Origin of the sequence: Arthrobacter silvisoli (assembly GCF_003369445.1) — a bacterium.
GTDB lineage: Bacteria > Actinomycetota > Actinomycetes > Actinomycetales > Micrococcaceae > Arthrobacter > Arthrobacter silvisoli.
Map to the genome: position 1 here is coordinate 15,675 of NZ_QRCU01000072.1, position 18,618 is coordinate 34,292.

Here is an 18,618-nt window from a genome sequence, read left to right on the forward strand (position 1 = left end):
GCCTAACCACGCCGTTCAGCGGCGCATCGCCCGGCGGGCGCTGTCGGTACGCTGCCCGGCGTTGCCGATCCACACTTCGGCCGCCAGGATCCGGGCACCCTCCGGGCCGGCGAGGACCGGGTTGAACTCCACCAGGGCGATCTCCGGGTGCTTGTCCTTCAGCAGCGCCAGCCGGGCGGCGAGGTCTTCCAGGCCGGCGACGTCGACGGCGGGCAGCCCCTGGTAGCCGAACAGCTTCAGGGAGGCGCGCGGCGAGCGGATGAAGTCGTGGACGTCCGTGGCGGAAAGCGGCGGCACCCGGTGGGCCCAGTCGTCGAGGAGGTTCACGGCGTCCCCGGCCAGGCCGAAGGAGACCACCGGGCCGAGCAGGGGATCCTCGATGGCTCGGAAGGTGCACGCCTGACCCACCGGGGCCATTGCCTGGACTTCCAGGGCCGGTGACCCGAACGGTGCCAGGGCCCGCCGCATCTGGGCGATGTTGCGGCGCAGCGAGTCGGCGTCCTCGATGTCCAGCCGGACCCCGCCGAGGTCGATGCGATGGCGGAGCGCCGGCTCCGTGGTCTTGAGCACCACTGGCCAGCCCAGCCGCCCGGCGGCGGCGACGGCGTCGTCATCGTGCTCGAAGACCGCGGACGGTTCCACCGCCAGGCCGTAGCGGGCCAGCAGCGAGGCGGCGTCGTCCGCGTCCAGGCGGAGCAGCTGCTCGCCGTGGACCGGGGCGAGCAGGCGTTCCAGGTCCTCCCGGGTGCCGTCCGGATCGCAGCCCTCCGGTTCGACCAGGAGGCCCTGGTCCCTGCCGAGCCAGGCGGAATAGCCGACGACGGCGGACAGCGCCGCCACCGCGTTGCCGGGGCTGGAATAGCATGGCACGCCGGCGTCGGCCGCGTCCGCGGGCAGCAGCCCGTCCAGCCGCGCGGCCGGATCCAGCACCCCGCCGAACGCTGCGACCACGGGCTTGCCCGCCCCGGCGGCGCATTCGGCCAGCACTTTCGCGATGTCCTCGGTGGAGGCGCTGCGCGCCGGGATCATCGCAACCATGAGGGAGTGGACGGCGTCGTCGGCGAGGGTCTCCTGGAGTTGCCGGCGCAGGCGGTCCAGCGAAACGGAAGCCCCGGAGTCCAGGTCCACGCCGCTCAGGAGCCGTTCCACGCGGAGCCCGTGGTGGCCGGCGGAGTCGGCCACCACCTTGCCCAGTGCGGCGGAGTTGCTGACCACCGCGAGCCCGGGGCCTTGCGGGAGGGGCTGGCTGGACACGATCTGGGCCACATCCATGAGCTGTTCGACGGTCTCCACGGAGATGACCCCGGACTGGCGCATCATGGCATCGAGGGCGGAGGGCGGGGCCATGGTGGTCCGGCCGACGTGCCCCGGCGGCAGGCTGAGCCCGGTGAGGTCCGACTTGGCCACGATCACGGCCTTGCCGCGGGCCAGGCGGCGGGCCAGCCGGGAAAACTTGCGCGGGTTGCCCATGGATTCCAGGTAGAGGCCGACGGCGGCGGTGCCGGGATCGTCCTCCCAGAACTGCATCATGTCGTTGCCGGAGACGTCCGCGCGGTTGCCTGCGGAGAGGAACGAGGACAGGCCCAGGCCCCGGCGGACGGCGGAGGCGTAGACCGACACCCCGATCGCCGCCGACTGGGTGAACAGGCCGAGCCGGCCGGGCCGCGGCATCGCCGGCGCCATCGAAGCGTTCAGCGACACCGCCGGGTGCGTGTTGATGATGCCGAGGGACTCAGGCCCGATCACCCGCATCCCGTGCGAGCGGGCCTGGCGCACGAGTGCCTGCTGGCGCTGCAGGCCGCGGTCGCCGTCGTCGGCATATCCGGCGGTGGCCACCACCAGTCCGGTGACACCGGCGGCCGCGCATTCGTCCACCACCTTCGGCACTTCCTCGACCGGAACGGCAATGACGGCCAGTTGCACGGGCCCGGGCAGCTCGGCGATCCGGGCGTAGGACTTCATGCCGGCGAGTTCGAAGGCTTCCGGGTTCACCGCGTACACGGGCCCGCTGAAACCCCCCTCGATGATGTGTTCGAGCAATTGGTAGCCGAGGCTCCCCCACTTGCGGCTGGCCCCGAGGACAGCAATCGACGACGGCGCCAGCAGGTCCCGCACGCTGCGCGCCTCGGCGCGGTGCTCGCGTGACTCCATCACGGCGAGGGATTCGCGCGTGGGGTCGATGTTGAACGCGACGCTCACGACGCCGTCGTCGAAGTGCCGGGACAGCCGGTACCCGGCGTCGGCGAAGACGCGCAGCATCTTGCTGTTCTCCGGCAGGACCTCGGCGGTGAAGCGGTGGATCCCGTTTTCGCGGGCCGCGGCGGCCAGGTGTTCGAGCAGGATCGAGCCGATCCCCCTGCCCTGCTGCGAATCCGCGATGTTGAATGCGACCTCCGCCTCAGCCGGATCATCGAGGCGGTCGTAGCGGCCGATCCCGACGATCGTGCCGCCGATGGTGATCACGAAGGCCACCCGGTTCACGTGGTCCACTTCGGTGAAGCGGCGCAGTTCCTTGCTGGAGAGCCTGGCCTTGTAGCTGAAGAAGCGCAGGTAGATGGAGGCCTGGGACTGGCCGGCGTGGAAAGCCTGGACGGCGTCCGCATCGGCGGGAGAAATGGGCCTCAGGTGCGCGATCCCGCCGTCGCGCAGGACGACATCGGCCTCCCAATATTCCGGATATACGCCGGTGCCGGGCTCATCCACCATAGGCTTAGCGTAGCTAATCTCCCGCAGTACACCCTTTAAGGATCCGCCCGCTCCATGGCACGCAGCCAAAGTCCTTCCCGCGCCAAAGCAGCAGCAGCTGCGGACAGCGGTGACTACACCGAAAACATCATCGACATCGACGTGACGTCCGAAATGGAAGGCTCCTTCCTGGAGTACGCCTACTCGGTGATCTATTCCCGGGCCCTGCCCGACGCCCGGGACGGCCTCAAGCCCGTCCAGCGCCGCATCCTCTACATGATGAGCGACATGGGCCTGCGGCCGGACCGCGGCCACGTCAAGAGCGCCCGCGTGGTGGGCGAGGTAATGGGCAAGCTGCACCCACACGGCGATGCCGCCATCTACGACGCCATGGTGCGCATGGCCCAGGACTTCTCGCTGCGCCTGCCGCTGATCGACGGGCACGGCAACTTCGGCTCGCTCGACGACGGCCCGGCCGCCCCCCGTTACACCGAGGCCAGGCTCGCCGCGGCGGCCCTGACCATGACCGACCACCTCGATGAAGACGTGGTGGACTTCATCCCCAACTACGACAACCAGCTGACCCAGCCGGATGTCCTGCCGGCAGCGTTCCCCAACCTGCTGGTCAACGGCACCACCGGCATCGCCGTCGGCATGGCCACCAACATGGCCCCGCACAACCTCGTGGAAGTGATCGCAGCCGCCCGGCACCTCATCGCCAACCCGGAGGCCACGCTCGAGGACATCATGCAGTTCGTCCCCGGACCTGACCTGCCCACCGGCGGGCGGATCGTGGGCCTGGACGGCATCCGCGACGCCTATGCGACGGGCCGCGGCACCTTCAAGACCCGCGCCAAGGTGGAGATCGAACAGCTGACTGCCCGCCGCACCGGCCTGGTGGTGACCGAGCTGCCGTACATGGTGGGTCCCGAAAAGGTCATCGAAAAGATCAAGGACGCCGTCAACGGCAAGAAGCTCACCGGCATCAGCGACGTCGTCGACCTCACCGACCGCCAGCATGGCCTGCGCCTGGTGATCGAGCTCAAGAACGGCTTCAACCCGAACGCCGTCCTCCAGCAGCTCTACCGTTTCACCCCGATGGAAGACTCCTTCGGCATCAACAACGTGGCACTGGTGGAGGGCCAGCCGCAGACCCTCGGCCTGCTGCCGCTGCTGCAGGTCTACGTGGACCACCGGCTCTCCGTGGTGCGCCGCCGCACCGCTTTCCGGCTAGGCAAGAAGAAAGACCGCCTGCACCTGGTGGAGGGCCTCCTCATCGCGATCGTGGACATCGACGAGGTCATCCAGATCATCCGCTCCTCGGACGAAGCCGCCGCCGCCCGCGACCGGCTGATGTCCATCTACGACCTCTCCGAGATCCAGGCGAACTACATCCTGGAACTGCGCCTGCGCCAGCTCACCAAGTACTCCCGGATCGAACTGGAAAAGGAACAGGAAGAACTCCGGCGTGAGATCGCCGAGCTCGAAGCGATCCTCGGTTCGGACACCCTGCTGCGCGAACTCGTCTCCGGTGAGCTCGCCGAGATCGCCGCCAAGTACGGCACCCCGCGCCGCACGGTGCTGCTCGAATCCGAAGCTGTCTCACCCACTGTTGCGGCCGCCCTTGCTGCCGCTGCTCCCGGGCCCAAGGGCAAGGCCGCGGCCCTGCCACTGGAAATCCCGGACGACCCCTGCTGGGCGATCCTGACGGCGTCCGGGCAGGTCGCCCGCACCGTAAACCAGGACCCGCTGGCCGAGGCCGGCCCGCGCACCAGGCACGACGTGTTCCGTTCCGTCGTGAAGACCACGGCCCGCGGGGAAATCGGCGCGGTCACCTCGCAGGGCCGGATGCTGCGCGTCCAGGTCATGGACATGCCGGCGCTGCCCCCGGTGGCCGGGCTGCCGAACCTTGCCGGCGGCGTGCCAGCCAAGGACTTCATCACCCTGCTCAAGGGCGAAACCCTGGTGGCGTTCGTTCCGCTGGACGCCGTGCTGGCCCTCGGTACCGCCCAGGGCGTGGTGAAGCGCGTCCAGCCGGACTACCCGCTGAACCGCGAGGACTTCGACATCATCGCGCTCAAGGACAAGGACCGCGTGATCGCTGCCGAGGCCGCAGCCGAGGACACCACCGAACTGGTCTTCCTGACCCGGCAGGCCCAGCTCCTGCGCTTCGCTGCTTCCACGGTGCGCCCGCAAGGCCGCACCGCCGGCGGCATGGCCGGCATCAAGCTGGCCGCGGGCGACGAAGTGATCCACTTCGGCACGGTCCGCGCAGACGATCCCGCCGCCGTCGTCGTCACGATCGCCGGAAGCAACGGCGCCCTGCCGGGCACGGCCCCGGGAACTGCGAAGGTGACCGCGTTCGAGGAGTATCCGGCGAAGGGCCGCGCCACCGGCGGCGTCCGCGCCCACCGCTTCCTCAAGGGCGAGGACACCTTGCTGCTCGCCTGGGCCGGTCATGGCCCCGCGAAGGCGTCCTCCGCCGCCGGCGTGGCGCGCGCCCTGCCGCAGGAACACGGCAGGCGCGACGGCTCCGGCGTCCCCCTGTCCCAACCAGTGGACGCAATCGGCGCCAGCATGGCATGGGCAGGAGAACCAACCGCAAGCGCAGGTTAAGTGCCCATGGTTGGCATCGAATTGATGCTGAGGATGTTTCCTTCCGTATCAAGGAACCAGCCGCCGCGTTCGCCGTCAGGCATCGTGGCGACTCCGTTCTCGGTCTTCAACCCGGGCAGGTCGTAGTCCTCGAAGACCACGCCGCGGGACCGCAGATCGTCCATTTCGGCGTCGAGGTCGTCGGTGACCCAACCCATCTGGGTGTTCTTCGCGGTGCCGGCGTTGGGTGTCTGGTACAGCAGGAAGCCGGTGCCGTTGCCGCACCTGTACATCAGGTTGTCGCTGGCGTCCGGGTTGTCCGGTTCGAGTCCGAGCTTGTCCCGGTAGAACTCACGGGCCCGGTTGATGTCGCTGGCGGGAAGCACGGCCGCGACGCTGAGATTCTTTAGCATGGCAATTCCTTTCCAAGCCCACCCCCGGGGGCCACTCTACTCCTGGCGCGGCCGGATGGAAGGGGCTTCCGGGGCCCTTCTGCCGGGCCTTCCGGGAGCTGACCGCCGGTGTTCCGCGCAGGGCCTTAGACTGGCCGGATGCCGATCATTCCCGATGACAAAGACTGGACCTGGGTCCTCCACAAGCCCTGCCCGGAGTGCGGTTTCGAGCCCGCCACGGTGAACCCCGCAACGGTGTCCGGCGAGGTGCTGGACATGCTGCCACGCTGGCGGACCGTGCTCGAGCGCTCCGATGCGGCGGTCCGCCCGGATGACAGCACCTGGTCCCCGTTGGAGTACGCCTGCCACGTGCGGGACGTCTTCAGCCTCTTCGACCAGCGGTTGCACCTCATGCTGGACCAGGACGGTGCCCGTTTCGCCAACTGGGACCAGGACCAGGCAGCCATCGACGGCGGCTATGCCACTGCAGACCCGGGCACGGTAGTCGGGGAACTCGAGGTCGAGGGCCGGCGTGTGGCGGCATCCTTCGCCGGCGTCACGGAAGGGCAATGGGCCCGCACGGGGACCCGCAGCAACGGTTCCGGGTTCACGGTGCTCACCTTCTCGCGCTATTTCATGCACGACGTCGTCCATCACCTGCACGACGTGAAGGGCTGAGCGGCATGGCCCGCAGCGAGTCGGGAAGCTGGACAGACACCCCCGCCACCCGGCTGTTCGGTACCCGGTTGCCGATCGTGCTGGGACCGTTCGGCGGCGTCTCCTCGGTGGAGCTCGCCGCCACCGTCAGCAACGCCGGGGGGCTTGGCTCCTTCGGTCTGTACGGCTACGAGCCCCACCGCATCAGGGCCACGGCCGAGGCCCTGAGGGCGGCCACGCCGGGGCCTTTCGCCTTGAACCTGTGGCTCCCGGTTCCCGGCGAGGAGGAACCCCGGCCGGATGCCGCACAGTTCGCGGCCTGGCGCGAGGTGCTGCGCCCGTATTTCGACGAGCTCGGACTCGGGCTTCCGGAGATGCCCACCTCATGGCTGCCCGACGTGGAGGAGCAGATCGCCGCGGCCATTGAAACGAAGCCTGCGGTGCTCAGCTTCGTCTTCGGCGTGCCCTCGCCCGAGGTCGTGGAGGCCGCCCACCGCAACGGAGTCGCCGTCGTCGGGACCGCCACCACGGCAGAAGAGGCGGTGGCGTTGGCCGACGGCGGGGTGGACGCGGTGGTGGCCACCGGCATGGAAGCGGGCGGGCACCGGGTGTCGTTCCTGCGTCCCGCCGAGGAATCCCTGGTGGGGACAATGGCCTTGGTCCCGCAGGTGGCCGACGCCGTCCCGGTTCCGGTCATCGCCGCCGGCGGGATCGCCGACGGCCGTGGCCTGGCCGCCGCTCTGTGCCTCGGCGCGGATGCCGTGCAGATCGGTTCGGCTTTCCTTGCCACGGAGCAGTCCGCTGCTGTGCCCGCCTACCGCGAGGTGCTCCGCGGCCCGGACACCAAGCACACCGTCCTCACCCGGGCCCTGAGCGGCAGGCTCGCCCGCGGCATTCCCAACCGCATCATCAGGGAGCTGCCGGACCCGGCCGCCCATGCGCCCTTCCCGGTGCAGAACTGGCTGACCGGGAAGTTCCGGCCGGAGGCCGGCAAGCTCGGCAACACAGGGCTGATGTCGCTGTGGGCCGGCCAGGCGGGTCCCTTGATCGGCGCTGCCGGAGAGTACGACGCCGGCCGCCTCGTGGAGCGGATCATCGCGGGGGCCGATGAGGTGCTCGGGCGGCTCGGAGGACGCTGACCGGCTATAGCACCTTGTCCCAGGCCATGCTGCGGTTGACCGCGGCGTAGCCCATCTTCACATACAGGGCCAGGGCGCCGGTGGGGTTCTCCGAGTCCACGTCGAGTGAGGCAACGTCCATGCCCGCGGCCACGAAACGATGCATCGCATCGGCAAGGAGGCTGCTCGCCACGCCACGGCCGCGGTACTGCCGGCGCACGCCCAGCAGTTCGGTGTAGCCCTCCTTGTAGCCGCGGGCCGCTGCGGCATCGGGGTCGAAGAGGGCGATCTGGTAGCCGGCGATCTCCCCGCTGGCGGTATCGCGGACCACGGTGCTGAGGTCCTCCCGGTGCAGCGGGCCCTCCATGATGAAGCGCCAGGCTTCCTCGTCGCGCGGCTCGCTGCCCCAATGGTCCCGGAAGGCGTCGTTGTGGGCCAGCCGCGCGCCCTCGTGCAGGCCGGGCTCGAGGGTGAGCAGCTCAAGACCGGGCGCCAGCGAAACGTCCGGGAGGCTGCCGTCGAGGGGACGGTGCATCTCGTTGTACCAGCGCACCACATCGAAGCCCCGGGCCTCGAACAACGCGGACTGGTGCAGCATCTTTTCTTCCATGAACAGGCGCAGCCGCGGCACGGGTGGCTCCTCGGCCGTGCCGTGCTGCCCGGCATCGTCGGCGAACCGGCGCCGGGTGCGCCCTTCCTGCCAGGCGAGGATCGCGGTGCCGATCCCCCTGTGCTGCCACGCCGGATCCACGCAGGCGAAACCGAAGGCCTTCCCGCCGTCGGGATTCTTGTCCACCCGGCCGTAGGCGCGGGCCACGCCGTCGGTATCGAAGCCCAGCAGGGTATCCACTGCGGGGTCGTTCTTGCTCGACTGCAGGACGTGGTCCAGGTCGGCAGCCTTTTCGTACCAGACGGGCTGTTCCACCGCCGCGGTGCGGGCGATGAGGGCGGCCCAGGCTTCAATGTCGGCGGTTCCGGCGGCGCGCCACCGTAGGCCTGTGGCCTGCGGATCGGGCAGGGGAACAGTGTCGGGAACGGGTCCGGGAAGCTCGGTCATCCCCCTAGGCTACTGAGCGGTAGCAGGCTTCACCAGCATGCTCCCGGCAGCAAGTTCCAGGCGGTCGTCGCCGGGGCCGATGTCGGCGGGATTGTGGGTCACCAGCACCACCGTGTGGTCCTGCAGGCCGGCCCGCAGTTCGGCCATCATCACTGCGGCGGTGCCGGCATCGAGGTGGGCGGTGGGCTCGTCGAGCAGCAGCACGTCCGCGCCGCTGAGGAGGGTTCGTGCCATGGCCAGGCGCTGGCGTTCGCCACCGCTCAGGAAAGAACCGGACGGCCCGATCCGGCTGTCGAGCCCGTCCGGCAGAGCGGCCACGAGCGCGGACAGCCCGACGGCGCCCAGGGCCTGCTGCATCTGCGTTTCGTCGGGTTTCTTACCGGCCGGCCGGGCCAGGAGCAGGTTGCCGCGGATGGTCGAGTCGAAGAGATGGGCCTCCTGCGGGCACCACGCCGCCTTGCTGCCGAGCCTTACCGTGCCCGCCGACGGCGGCAGGAAGCCGAGCAACACCGACAGCAGGGTGGACTTGCCTGACCCGGACGGCCCGGTCACGGCGAGCCAGCGGCCGGGCGCGGCGTCGGCGTCGACCCCGCTGAGCACGGGCGAACCGCCGGGCCAGCGGGCTTCCAGTCCGCGCAGTTCCAGGCCGGCACGCTTGCCCGGCAGCTCCGGAACATGCGTGAGGCCGGCGTCCGTGCCCGCCTCCAGCGCCCCCGTTGCCGCAATGCGCCGCAACACGGCGGCCAGCGCCGGCGCCTGGCGCACTGCGGCGACCACGGCACCGAAAGGCTCCGGCAGTGCCAGCAGCATCAAGACAATCACAGCCAGCACGGCGACCCCGGCGCTTCCGGCCTGCAGCTGCCCGGCGCCGGCCAGTCCGGCGGCGAGGGCGCCCAGGGTGCATGCGAGCACCACGGTTCCCTGCCCGAGCCCTTCGGCCCAGGCAGCACGGCGGGCAGCGCCGGTGGCGGCGCGGTCCTGTGCTGAGAGGGAGGCCAGCACGGTTCCGGCCACCCCGTTGGCGGCCAGTTCGGCGCGGGCATCCAGCGCCGCGGCGACGTCGCGCAGCACCAAGGAGCGCAACTGCTGTTCGGCGCGGGCCGCGTTGCGGTCGGCAAGGAGTGCCGCGAGCGGGGCGAGCAGCAGGGCCGCCGTTGTAGCCACGACGACGGCGGGCAGGGCCGCGGGGAGCAGGATCGCCGTCGCGATGATTGCCGCGGCTGCAACGGCCAGCGCTGACAGCGGCGGAAGGACGACGCGCGGGATGAGGTCTCGGAGGGTGTCGACGTCGTCCACCACTGTCCCGAGGACGTTGCCGCCCCGCAGGAGCCGCCGCAGGGACAGCGCCCGTGAGCTGAGTGAGGCCCAGAGCGCGCCGCGCAGCCGGGTCATGGCGTCGAAAACCAGGTCGTGGACGACGAGGCGTTCACTGTAGCGCAGCACGGCCCGGCCGATGCCGAAGAACCTGACCCCGACAATCGCGCCCAGGAGGTACAGGATAGGCGGCTGTTCGCTGGCGCGGATGATGAGCCAGCCGGACAGGCCGGAGAGCGCCACCGCGAACAACGCCGCGAGGGCAGCCAGCAGCACGGCTCCGGTGAAGCGGAAGCCCAGCGGGGCGAGGATCCGGGCGAGCGCCTTCACAGGGCCAAAGCCGTCGGTGGCGGGCACGTCCGGCTCGCCGGGTCCGACGTCGGCCGGTGCAACGGGCTCGGGTGATGCCACCCTTGCGGGGGCTGCTGTCGCGGGACTTTCCGGCGCCCCGGCGTCCGCCCCCGAAGCCGGCATTTCCACCACGTGGTCCGCGAGGCCGCGGGTCGCCGCGTCGTGGGCCACGAGGATCACGGTTGCCTTGCCGCGCAGGCCGGTGATCGCGGCGCGCACGGCACTGGCGGTGACGGCGTCCAGGTGCGCGGTGGGTTCGTCGAGCAGGAGGACCGTCGCGCCCGCTTTGAGCCGGGCCAGGCCGCGGGCCACCGCCACGCGCCGCAGCTCGCCGGGGCTGAGTTCGGCGGGGTTCTTGTCGGCGAGGTAGTCGGCGGCCACCTGGGCCAGGCAGTCCCGGGCCGTCTCGTCGGACTCCCCGGCGTCGCTCCCTCCCAGATCGTCGTTCCCTCCCAGATACAGTCGCACCTCAGCCAGGACGGTGTCGGCCAGCATCGCCGGGTGCTGAGGCACCCACGCCAGCTTTCCGGCGTCGGGTCCGCTGAAGGTGCCCCGCACCGAGGTGCCGCTCCCGGCGGCGGCCGCGCCGTCCCGGACCGTCCCGGCCAGCACGCCGAGAACGGTGCTCTTGCCGCTGCCGCTGGGACCCGAGAGCGCGGTGATACGCCCGGCGGGTGCCTCGAGGTCGAGCGGCCCGACGGCATCGTGCCGGCGGCCGCCATAGCGGACAGTGAGGCCGCGGACTGTGAGCCCCTGGACAGCGGACCCATACGCGGTCCCTGCGGTTTCAGAACCGAAGCGGCGTCCCGCAGGGGTTCCCAGGGCCTCGCCGGTGGTGGCGAGTGCGTCGCGGCCTTCCTCGCTCGCGTGGTGCGCGGTGCCCAGTTCGCGCAACGGCAAGTAGCAGTCCGGGGCGAGGATCAGGGCAAGCAGGCCCGCTTCGAGACCCATGTCACCGGCCACCAGCCGGACGCCGATGAACACCGCCACCACGGCCACGGAGATCGTGGCGATGAGCTCCAGGGCCAGCGCGGACAGGAACGCCGTGCGCAGCGTTCCCATGGTGCGGGTGCGGTACTCCGCGGAGAGGTCTTCGAGGGCGGCCCGCTGTTCGGTGGCCCTTCCCAGGCCGACCAGAACGGGCAAGCCCTTGGCCAGTTCCAGGATGTGGTTGGACAGGCGGCGCAGGGTCGCCTGGGCCTCGCGGACGCGGTCTTCCGTGTGCCTGCCGATCAGCACCATGAACAGCGGAACCAGCGGCAGGGTCAGCACGATCACCACCGCGCTCAGCCAGTCCGCGAACAGGATGCGGGCGCCCAGCAGCAACGGAATGGCGGCACAGTTGACCAGGGCGGGCAGGAACTGGGTGTAGTAGTTGTCCAGGGCATCCAAGCCGCGCGTGGCAAGGATCGCCAGGCCGCCGTCGCTGAGCGGACCGGCAGGGCTCAACGGTGTGGCCACTCCTGCTCCCCCGCCGCGAAAGGCGTGCTCCAGGAGCCGGGCCCGCAGTTCCTCCTTGACGCCGAGGGCGGCGCGGCGCGCGGCGACGGCCTGCCCCCACGTGCCCGCGGCCCGCAGTACGGCGCCGGCGGCTCCCCACATGAGCTGCTCACGCCAGTCCACGCTCCCGCCGGCGAGGCCGGCGAGGAGCGAGGCGACGGCCTGGGCCAGCAGCACCAGGGACAGTGCCTTGAGCGCCGCGAGCAGGCCCAGCAGGTAGAGCGCGGAGCGGGTGGCCGGGCCGGAGGGCAGTGCGGGCTTCATCCGTTACCGGCCGGCCTTGCCGGTACTGTCTGCACCGCTGCCGTCTGCGCCGGCGAGCGCCTTGGCGGCGATGGCCGGAAGGAAGCCGTGGGCGGCGGGGATGACGTCGACGCTGACCCGGCGGCGGAAGACCCAGTAGGTCCACGCCTGGTAGGCGATCACCAACGGCAGGCCGAAGGCGGCTACGACGCTCATCAGCCCCAGCGTATAGTCCGACGATGATGCGTTGGCCACGGTCAGGTCGAAGGCCGGGTCCAGCGTGGACGGCAGCACCACCGGGTAGGCCGCGCCGAAGACCGAGGCCGCGGACGCGGCGATGAACAACGCCAGGGCCATGAACGGCCGGCCTTCGCGGCCCTTGGACGCCAGCCACCAGGCTGCGGCAGCGGCGCACAAGGCGAGTACGGTGAGTGCCCAGGTCCACGGCTTGCCGGAGATGAACTGGACAGCCACGGACCAGGCGAGCATCGGCAGTGCCGCGAGGGGAACCCAGCGCACGAAAGTGCCGCGTGCGCGGTGCCGCACCTCGCCGTCGCTCTTCAGTGCAAGGAAGGCGAGCGCGTGCACCAAGGCGAAGGCGACGACGGCGAGTCCGCCGAGCACGGCATAGCCGTTGAACCAGGCGAAAGGGCCGCCGTCGCGGTCGCCGTTGGCGTCCAGGGGCAGTCCGGTGGTGGTCAGGGCCAACGCCGCGCCGACGCCGAAGGCGGCGAAGAAGGACCCCAGGGCGATGGCCCAGTCCCAGCCGGTCCGCCAGCGCCCGGAGTCCACCTTGCCGCGGTATTCGAAGGCTACGGCGCGGAAGATCAGGGCAACCAGGACCAGCAGCAGGGGCAGGTACAAGGCCGAGAACAGGGACGCATACCAGAGCGGGAAGGCCGCGAAGGTGGCGCCGCCGGCGGTGAGCAGCCAGACTTCGTTGCCGTCCCAGACCGGCCCGATGGTGTTGAGCAGAACCCGGCGTTCGGCGTCGTTGCGGGCGAACAGCTTCATGAGCATGCCGACGCCGAGGTCGAAGCCCTCCAGGAAGAGGTAGCCGGTCCACAGGACGGCGATCGCGATGAACCAGATGGTGGGCAACAGTTCCATGTCCGTAAGTCCTCTGCAGTTCCTAGTAGGCGAAGGCCAGCACGTCGTCGGCACCCGCGGATGGCGGGGTGCCGCCGTCGCCCTTCGTGTCCTTGTCCTTTGCGCCCGCGCCGTCAGTGGCGGCGTGCGCGAGTTCCGGCATTGCGGAGGCCACGCCGCCGCGCACGTACTTGACCAGCAGCCGCACCTCGACCACCAGCAGCACGGCGTAGATCGCAGTCAGCACCACCAGGGACGCCATGATTTCGCCCGCACTGACGCCTGGCGATACGGCGGCGGCGGTGAACATGAACACCTGGTCGATGCCGTTCATATCCGGGTTCGGAGCCACGACGAAGGGCTGGCGGCCCATCTCGGTGAAGATCCAGCCGGCGGCGTTGGCCCCGAAGGGCGCGAGGATGCCGAACACGGCCAGGCGCATCAACCAGCGGGCCTGCGGCACGGCGCCCCTGCGGGTGACCCAGAGCGCCAGCAGCGCGGCGAAGGCGGCGAGCCCGCCGAAGCCGATCATCATCCGGAAGCCCCAATAAGTCACCTCCATAACGGGCACGTACTGGATTTCCTTGCCGGCGCGGTCACCGTAGAGCGGGTTGTCCGGCAGGTGGGTGCCATATTTCTCCTGGTATTCGGGAATGAGGCTGTTCACGCCCTTGACCTCGGTGGTGAAGTCCCCCTTGGCCAGGAAGGACAGAATGCCCGGAACCTCGATCACGGCCACCACGTCGTCGCAGCTCCTGCCGCCGATGTTGCCGACGCTGAGCACGGAGAAACCGGTGCCGTCGTGGCAGGCGGCTTCGGCTGCGGCCATCTTCATGGGCTGCTGCTCGAACATGAGCTTGCCCTGCAGGTCGCCGGTGATGGCGGTGCCGGCGAAGGAGATCATCGCGACGACGGCGCCGATCCGCAGCGAACGGATCCATACGTTGTAGTCGGCCTTGTCCCGGCCGGGGATGGCGGCGCTGCCGGGAACCAGCCGGCCGTCCTTGCCCACGGTGTCGATGCCGTCGTGCCGGCGGCGCCACAGGTGGTACCAGGCGATGCCCAGCAGGAAGGCTCCGGCCACGCCAAGGGCGCCGAAGAGCGTGTGCGGGACGGCCACGAGGGCGGTGTTGTTGGTGAAGACGGCCCAGGCATCGGTCATCACGGGCCGGCCGTCGATCATCTCCACGCCCACCGGGTGCTGCATCCAGGAGTTGGCCACGATGATGAAATAGGCGGAGAAGAGCGAGCCGATGACGGCGATCCACAGGCAGGCAAGGTGCACGCCGCGCTTGAGCTGCTTCCAGCCGAAGATCCAGAGGCCCAGGAAGGTGGACTCCACGAAGAACGCCAGCAACGCTTCCAAGGCCAGCGGGGCGCCGAAGACGTCACCCACGAAGCGGCTGTATTCGCTCCAGGCCATGCCGAACTGGAATTCCTGGACGATGCCGGTGGCCACACCCATGATGAAGTTGATCAGGAAGAGCTTGCCCCAGAACTTGGTCATCCGCAGGTATTCGGGCTTGCCCGTGCGGTACCAGAGGGTCTGGATGATGGCGACGACGAGCCCGAGGCCGATCGTCAGGGGAACCATCATGAAGTGGTAGACGGTGGTGATCCCGAATTGCCAACGTGCGATTTCCAAGGCGTCCATGGCTGTCCTTTGTCCGGCTGCCCGCAGTGCGGCCTACTTCTTCTACATTTCGTAGAAAACCATTGTTCTACACAGTGTAGAACAAATCTGTGCAGAACAAATCAGCGTCCCCTGCTCACACTTTTCCAGCGGCACCGGAGCCCCGCAAGGGTTCGCCACGCCGCATGTTCTACTTCACGTAGAATCGCGGAGCGAAAAGCGCTAGATTTGATACTGGAATGTTGGATCATCGCACCCCGCAAGGCCGGAACGGCTGTTGGGTGCGGAAAGCAGGGATGTATCGATGGCAAGTCTTGGCGAACTCGAACGGGCAGTCATGGACCTGCTCTGGGCAGGCCAGGAGGCGGCAACCGCCAACACATTGCGTGACCTGCTGGCCCGCGATTCGGAGGCCGAAGGCGGAAGCGCCGGCCACCAGGGCAAGGACCTGGCAGTCACCACCGTCCTGACCGTCCTGTCCCGCCTGGAAAAGAAGGGCCTCGTGGAGCGCGAACGCGGCACCCGCCCGCACCGCTACCAGGCCGTCTCCAGCAGGGAAGACCACACTGCCGAGCTCATGCACGAGGTGCTGGGGTCCGCCCCGGACCGCGAAGCCGTGCTTGCCCGTTTCATCGGTTCAGTCACCGAAAGTGAAGCCGCCACGCTGCGCAAACTGCTCGGCGAACACTAGCCCCCATGTTCTGGACCTCATACTTTCTGGCGGTCCTTGCTCTCGTACTGGCCTGGCCGGTACCCGTCCTCCTGTCCCGTGCCGCCTGGCCGGCCCGGGCACCCTTCACCGCGATGGTCCTCTGGCAGGCCATCGCCCTGGCCGGTGGCCTATCGATGATCGGCGCCATGCTGGTCTATGGCCTCGAACCGATCGGCGACAACCTGATCGCGGGGCTGCGCGCCTTGGCCGGCATGGTCCTGAACAACGAGCCCACCACGGCCCTGGGCTTCTGGCACCTGTTCGCCCTCTCGGCCGCGGCCCTGCTCAGCGCCCACCTCGTCTTCACCCTGCTGCTGACCTACGTCAAGATCGAACGCCAGCGCAGGCGGCACCGCGAACTGCTGGCCCTCCTGGCCTCACCCTCCGACGACGGGCCCGGCACCGTGGTCATCAACCACGACTCGCCCGTCGCCTACTGCCTTCCCGGCGGCGCGCGCTCCGTGACGGTGCTGTCGGACGGACTCATGGCACGCCTCGAGCCGGCCGAACTGCGCGCCGTGCTGATCCACGAAAACGCCCATCTGAGCCAGCGCCATGATCTCCTGCTCTGGGCCTTCGCCGCCTGGCGCCAGGCACTTCCCTGGTTTCCCACCACCCGTTACGCCCAGCTCGCGGTGAACTCACTCATCGAAATGCTGGCCGACGACGTTGCACTGCGCAGCGAGAGCAAGGCGACACTGATCAAGGCCATCGCCCTCGTAGCCGGCGGCGCGGGTCCCGCGGCCGCACGGCCCACGGCGGCTACCCTTGGCGAAACCGGCAGCTTCAGCACGGGGGGCTTCAGTACGACGGGCGGGGCCGATTCACCGCGGACGACGGCGTCCCGCGTCAGCCGCCTCCTCTCACCCGAGCCGCCGCTCAAGCCTGCCTACCGCACCCTGGTGCTGGCGGCGTCGGCCCTGCTGCTGGCGGCCCCGACGGCGGTGCTCATCGTGCCGGGCCTGCTCGGCTGATTCCCGCCCGCCGGACATGTCCACCCGGCGGATCAGGCAGTGGACATCATCCGGCGATGTCCACTCCGTGCTCACGGGACCGGACATGTCCGCCCGGAAATCAGGCGTCGATGCGTTCGCGGTCCAGGCGGGCGGCGCCGTCGATGATGAACTCCTTGCGCGGGGCCACGTCCGAACCCATCAGGAGATCGAAGACGTGCTCGGCCTGCTCCAGGTGTTCGATTCCGACCTTGCGCAGGGTGCGGTGCCGCGGGTCCATGGTGGTCTCGGCCAGCTGCTGCGCGTCCATTTCGCCGAGGCCCTTGTAGCGCTGGATCGGTTCCTTGTAGCGCTTGCCTTCCTTGGCGAGCTTGGCCAGCAGGGCGTGCAGCTCCGCCTCGGAGTAGGTGTAGATCATCTCGTTGGCCTTCTGGCCGGGGTTGATGACCTCCACCCGGTGCAGCGGCGGCACAGCGGCGAACACGCGCCCGGCCTCGACCATGGGCCGCATGTACCGGAAGAACAGGGTGAGCAGCAGGGTGCGGATGTGGGCGCCGTCGACGTCGGCATCGGTCATCAGGATCACCTTGCCGTACCGGGCGGCGTCGATGTCGAAGCTGCGCCCGGACCCCGCCCCGACCACCTGGATGAGCGCGGCGCATTCGGCGTTGGAGAGCATGTCCCCCACCGACGCCTTCTGGACGTTCAGGATCTTGCCGCGGATCGGCAGCAGCGCCTGGAAGTCCGAGGAGCGGGCGAGCTTGGCAGTGCCGAGGGCCGAGTCACCTTCCACGATGAACAGCTCCGAGCGTGCGACGTCGTCCGTGCGGCAGTCTGCCAGCTTAGTGGGCATCGAGGAGGTTTCCAGGGCATTCTTGCGCCGCTGGGTCTCCTTGTGGACGCGCGCGGAGATGCGCGACTTCATCTCGCTGACGATCTTTTCCAGCAGCAGCGTGGACTGGGCTTTGTCGTTGCGGTTGCTGGAGTTCAGCCGCGCCGTGATCTCCTGCTCCACGACTTTGGCCACGATGGACCGGACGGCCGAGGTGCCGAGGATTTCCTTGGTCTGGCCTTCGAACTGCGGCTCGGCCAGGCGTACGGTCAGCACGGCGGTGAGGCCGGCGAGGATGTCGTCCTTTTCGATCTTGTCGTTGCCCGCCTTGAGCTTGCGGGCATTGGACTCGACGGCCTTGCGGAACGTCTTTACGAGGGCCTGCTCGAAGCCGGCCTGGTGGGTGCCGCCCTTGGGGGTCGAAATGATGTTCACGAAGCTGCGCATCGTAGTGTCGTAGCCGATGCCCCAGCGCAGGGCGACGTCCACTTCGCAGTCGCGCTCGACCTCGGCGATGGTGCTGTGGCCGTTGTCGTCCAGGACGGGCACGGTCTCCTTGAACTTTCCCGCCCCGTGGAGGCGCCAGATGTCCGTCACGGCCGCGTCGGCAGCAAGGAAGTCGACAAACTCCGAGATGCCGCCGTCGTGGTGGAAGACCTCTTCGTGCGGGCCGTCCCCGCCAGGGGTGCCGGGCAGGCCGCGTTCGTCGCGCACTGTCAGCTTCAGCCCCGGGATGAGGAAGGAAGTCTGGCGGGCGCGGGCGGCCAGGTCCTCGTACGAGAACCTCGCGTCGGGGGTGAAGATCTGGCGGTCGGCCCAGTAGCGGATGCGCGTGCCGGTGACGCCGCGTTTTGCCTTCCCGACGACGTCGAGCACCGAGTTGTCGACGAACGGTTCGAAGGCGGCGGCGGGGTTGAGCTTGGTGCCGGCGTCCTTGAAGCGTCCGGGCTCGCCGCGGCGGAAGGACATCTGGTAGGTCTTGCCGCCGCGGTCCACCTGGACGTCGAGGCGGCTGGAGAGTGCGTTGACCACGGACGCACCCACGCCGTGCAGGCCGCCCGAGGCCGTGTAGGAGCCGCCGCCGAACTTGCCGCCGGCATGCAGCTTCGTGAAAACGACCTCGACGCCACTCAGCCCGGTCTTGGGTTCGACGTCCACCGGGATGCCGCGGCCGTCGTCGTGGATTTCCACCGAGTTGTCCGCATGCAGGATGACCCTGATGTCGTGGCCGAACCCGGCGAGGGCCTCATCGACGGAGTTGTCGATGATTTCCCAGAGGCAGTGCATGAGGCCGCGGGAGTCCGTGGAACCGATGTACATGCCCGGGCGCTTGCGGACCGCTTCAAGTCCTTCCAGGACCGAGAGGTGCCGGGCGGTGTATTCAGAACTCGGGGCCACGGGCGGGGCGCTCCTTCGGTTTGGGCTGGGCGGCAAAAGGACTCCTACTAGGCTAGCCGCCTCCGCGTGCCAAGGCCGTCTTGCCACAC

The 18,618-nt window shown here is 69.3% G+C and carries 12 protein-coding genes; 5 read left to right on the plus strand and 7 right to left on the minus strand.

Going from position 1 to position 18,618, the window contains the following annotated elements:
* Positions 1-15 precede the first annotated feature (15 nt).
* Positions 16-2,706, minus strand: a complete 2,691-nt coding sequence (locus tag DWV11_RS16150; protein WP_115789941.1) for a bifunctional acetate--CoA ligase family protein/GNAT family N-acetyltransferase — start codon at positions 2,704-2,706, stop codon at positions 16-18.
* A 54-nt stretch (positions 2,707-2,760) separates the two neighbouring features.
* Between DWV11_RS16150 and DWV11_RS16155 the strand changes: the two genes are divergently transcribed.
* Entirely contained in the window at positions 2,761-5,301 is a 2,541-nt protein-coding gene (locus DWV11_RS16155) for a DNA gyrase/topoisomerase IV subunit A (protein ID WP_115789942.1), read from the plus strand.
* On the opposite strand, the gene DWV11_RS16160 is transcribed toward DWV11_RS16155, so the two are convergent.
* Positions 5,298-5,693: a VOC family protein gene (locus DWV11_RS16160; RefSeq protein WP_115789943.1), complete on the minus strand. Its 396-nt coding sequence runs from the start codon at positions 5,691-5,693 to the stop codon at positions 5,298-5,300. The genes DWV11_RS16155 and DWV11_RS16160 overlap by 4 nt on opposite strands.
* A gap of 138 nt (positions 5,694-5,831) precedes the next feature.
* Here DWV11_RS16160 and DWV11_RS16165 point away from each other — a divergent pair, with 138 nt between their 5' ends.
* Both DWV11_RS16165 and DWV11_RS16170 read left to right on the plus strand, forming a co-directional pair.
* Positions 5,832-6,350 (plus strand): DinB family protein, encoded by a 519-nt coding sequence (locus DWV11_RS16165; protein ID WP_115789944.1) that lies wholly within the window; start codon positions 5,832-5,834, stop codon positions 6,348-6,350.
* A gap of 5 nt (positions 6,351-6,355) precedes the next feature.
* Complete coding sequence (locus DWV11_RS16170) at positions 6,356-7,468, plus strand: NAD(P)H-dependent flavin oxidoreductase (protein ID WP_115789945.1); 1,113 nt, start codon at positions 6,356-6,358, stop codon at positions 7,466-7,468.
* 4 nt (positions 7,469-7,472) lie between these two features.
* Here DWV11_RS16170 and DWV11_RS16175 read toward each other — a convergent pair whose 3' ends face one another.
* From DWV11_RS16175 to DWV11_RS16190, 4 genes are read right to left on the minus strand one after another with little or no spacing between them, the layout of a single operon-like run.
* Entirely contained in the window at positions 7,473-8,504 is a 1,032-nt protein-coding gene (locus DWV11_RS16175) for a GNAT family N-acetyltransferase (RefSeq protein ID WP_115789946.1), read from the minus strand.
* Between the two features lie 9 nt (positions 8,505-8,513).
* Positions 8,514-11,933, minus strand: coding sequence for a thiol reductant ABC exporter subunit CydD (gene cydD, locus DWV11_RS16180; RefSeq protein ID WP_115789947.1), 3,420 nt, complete (start codon positions 11,931-11,933; stop codon positions 8,514-8,516).
* 3 nt (positions 11,934-11,936) lie between these two features.
* Complete coding sequence (gene cydB, locus DWV11_RS16185) at positions 11,937-13,022, minus strand: cytochrome d ubiquinol oxidase subunit II (RefSeq protein ID WP_115789948.1); 1,086 nt, start codon at positions 13,020-13,022, stop codon at positions 11,937-11,939.
* A gap of 22 nt (positions 13,023-13,044) precedes the next feature.
* On the minus strand, positions 13,045-14,655 hold the full coding sequence (locus tag DWV11_RS16190; RefSeq protein WP_115789949.1) for a cytochrome ubiquinol oxidase subunit I: 1,611 nt from the start codon (positions 14,653-14,655) through the stop codon (positions 13,045-13,047).
* A gap of 283 nt (positions 14,656-14,938) precedes the next feature.
* Between DWV11_RS16190 and DWV11_RS16195 the strand changes: the two genes are divergently transcribed.
* Both DWV11_RS16195 and DWV11_RS16200 read left to right on the plus strand, forming a co-directional pair.
* The gene (locus tag DWV11_RS16195) at positions 14,939-15,325 is read left to right on the plus strand and encodes a BlaI/MecI/CopY family transcriptional regulator (RefSeq protein ID WP_115789950.1); all 387 of its coding nucleotides are present in this window, start codon (positions 14,939-14,941) and stop codon (positions 15,323-15,325) included.
* 5 nt (positions 15,326-15,330) lie between these two features.
* Complete coding sequence (locus tag DWV11_RS16200) at positions 15,331-16,320, plus strand: M56 family metallopeptidase (protein ID WP_115789951.1); 990 nt, start codon at positions 15,331-15,333, stop codon at positions 16,318-16,320.
* A 100-nt stretch (positions 16,321-16,420) separates the two neighbouring features.
* Here DWV11_RS16200 and DWV11_RS16205 read toward each other — a convergent pair whose 3' ends face one another.
* Positions 16,421-18,529 carry a DNA gyrase/topoisomerase IV subunit B gene (locus DWV11_RS16205; protein WP_115789952.1) on the minus strand — a complete coding sequence of 703 codons (2,109 nt, stop codon included), beginning with the start codon at positions 18,527-18,529 and terminating at the stop codon, positions 16,421-16,423.
* Positions 18,530-18,618: the final 89 nt, after the last annotated feature.

Coding starts and splice junctions, on each gene's coding strand:
- DWV11_RS16165 (WP_115789944.1), top strand. CDS start 5,832: ATGCCGATCATTCCCGATGACAAAGACTGGACCTGGGTCCTCCACAAG.
- DWV11_RS16170 (WP_115789945.1), top strand. CDS start 6,356: ATGGCCCGCAGCGAGTCGGGAAGCTGGACAGACACCCCCGCCACCCGG.
- DWV11_RS16155 (WP_115789942.1), top strand. CDS start 2,761: ATGGCACGCAGCCAAAGTCCTTCCCGCGCCAAAGCAGCAGCAGCTGCG.
- cydB (WP_115789948.1), bottom strand. CDS start 13,022: ATGGAACTGTTGCCCACCATCTGGTTCATCGCGATCGCCGTCCTGTGG.
- DWV11_RS16190 (WP_115789949.1), bottom strand. CDS start 14,655: ATGGACGCCTTGGAAATCGCACGTTGGCAATTCGGGATCACCACCGTC.
- DWV11_RS16160 (WP_115789943.1), bottom strand. CDS start 5,693: ATGCTAAAGAATCTCAGCGTCGCGGCCGTGCTTCCCGCCAGCGACATC.
- DWV11_RS16175 (WP_115789946.1), bottom strand. CDS start 8,504: ATGACCGAGCTTCCCGGACCCGTTCCCGACACTGTTCCCCTGCCCGAT.
- cydD (WP_115789947.1), bottom strand. CDS start 11,933: ATGAAGCCCGCACTGCCCTCCGGCCCGGCCACCCGCTCCGCGCTCTAC.
- DWV11_RS16200 (WP_115789951.1), top strand. CDS start 15,331: ATGTTCTGGACCTCATACTTTCTGGCGGTCCTTGCTCTCGTACTGGCC.
- DWV11_RS16195 (WP_115789950.1), top strand. CDS start 14,939: ATGGCAAGTCTTGGCGAACTCGAACGGGCAGTCATGGACCTGCTCTGG.
- DWV11_RS16150 (WP_115789941.1), bottom strand. CDS start 2,706: ATGGTGGATGAGCCCGGCACCGGCGTATATCCGGAATATTGGGAGGCC.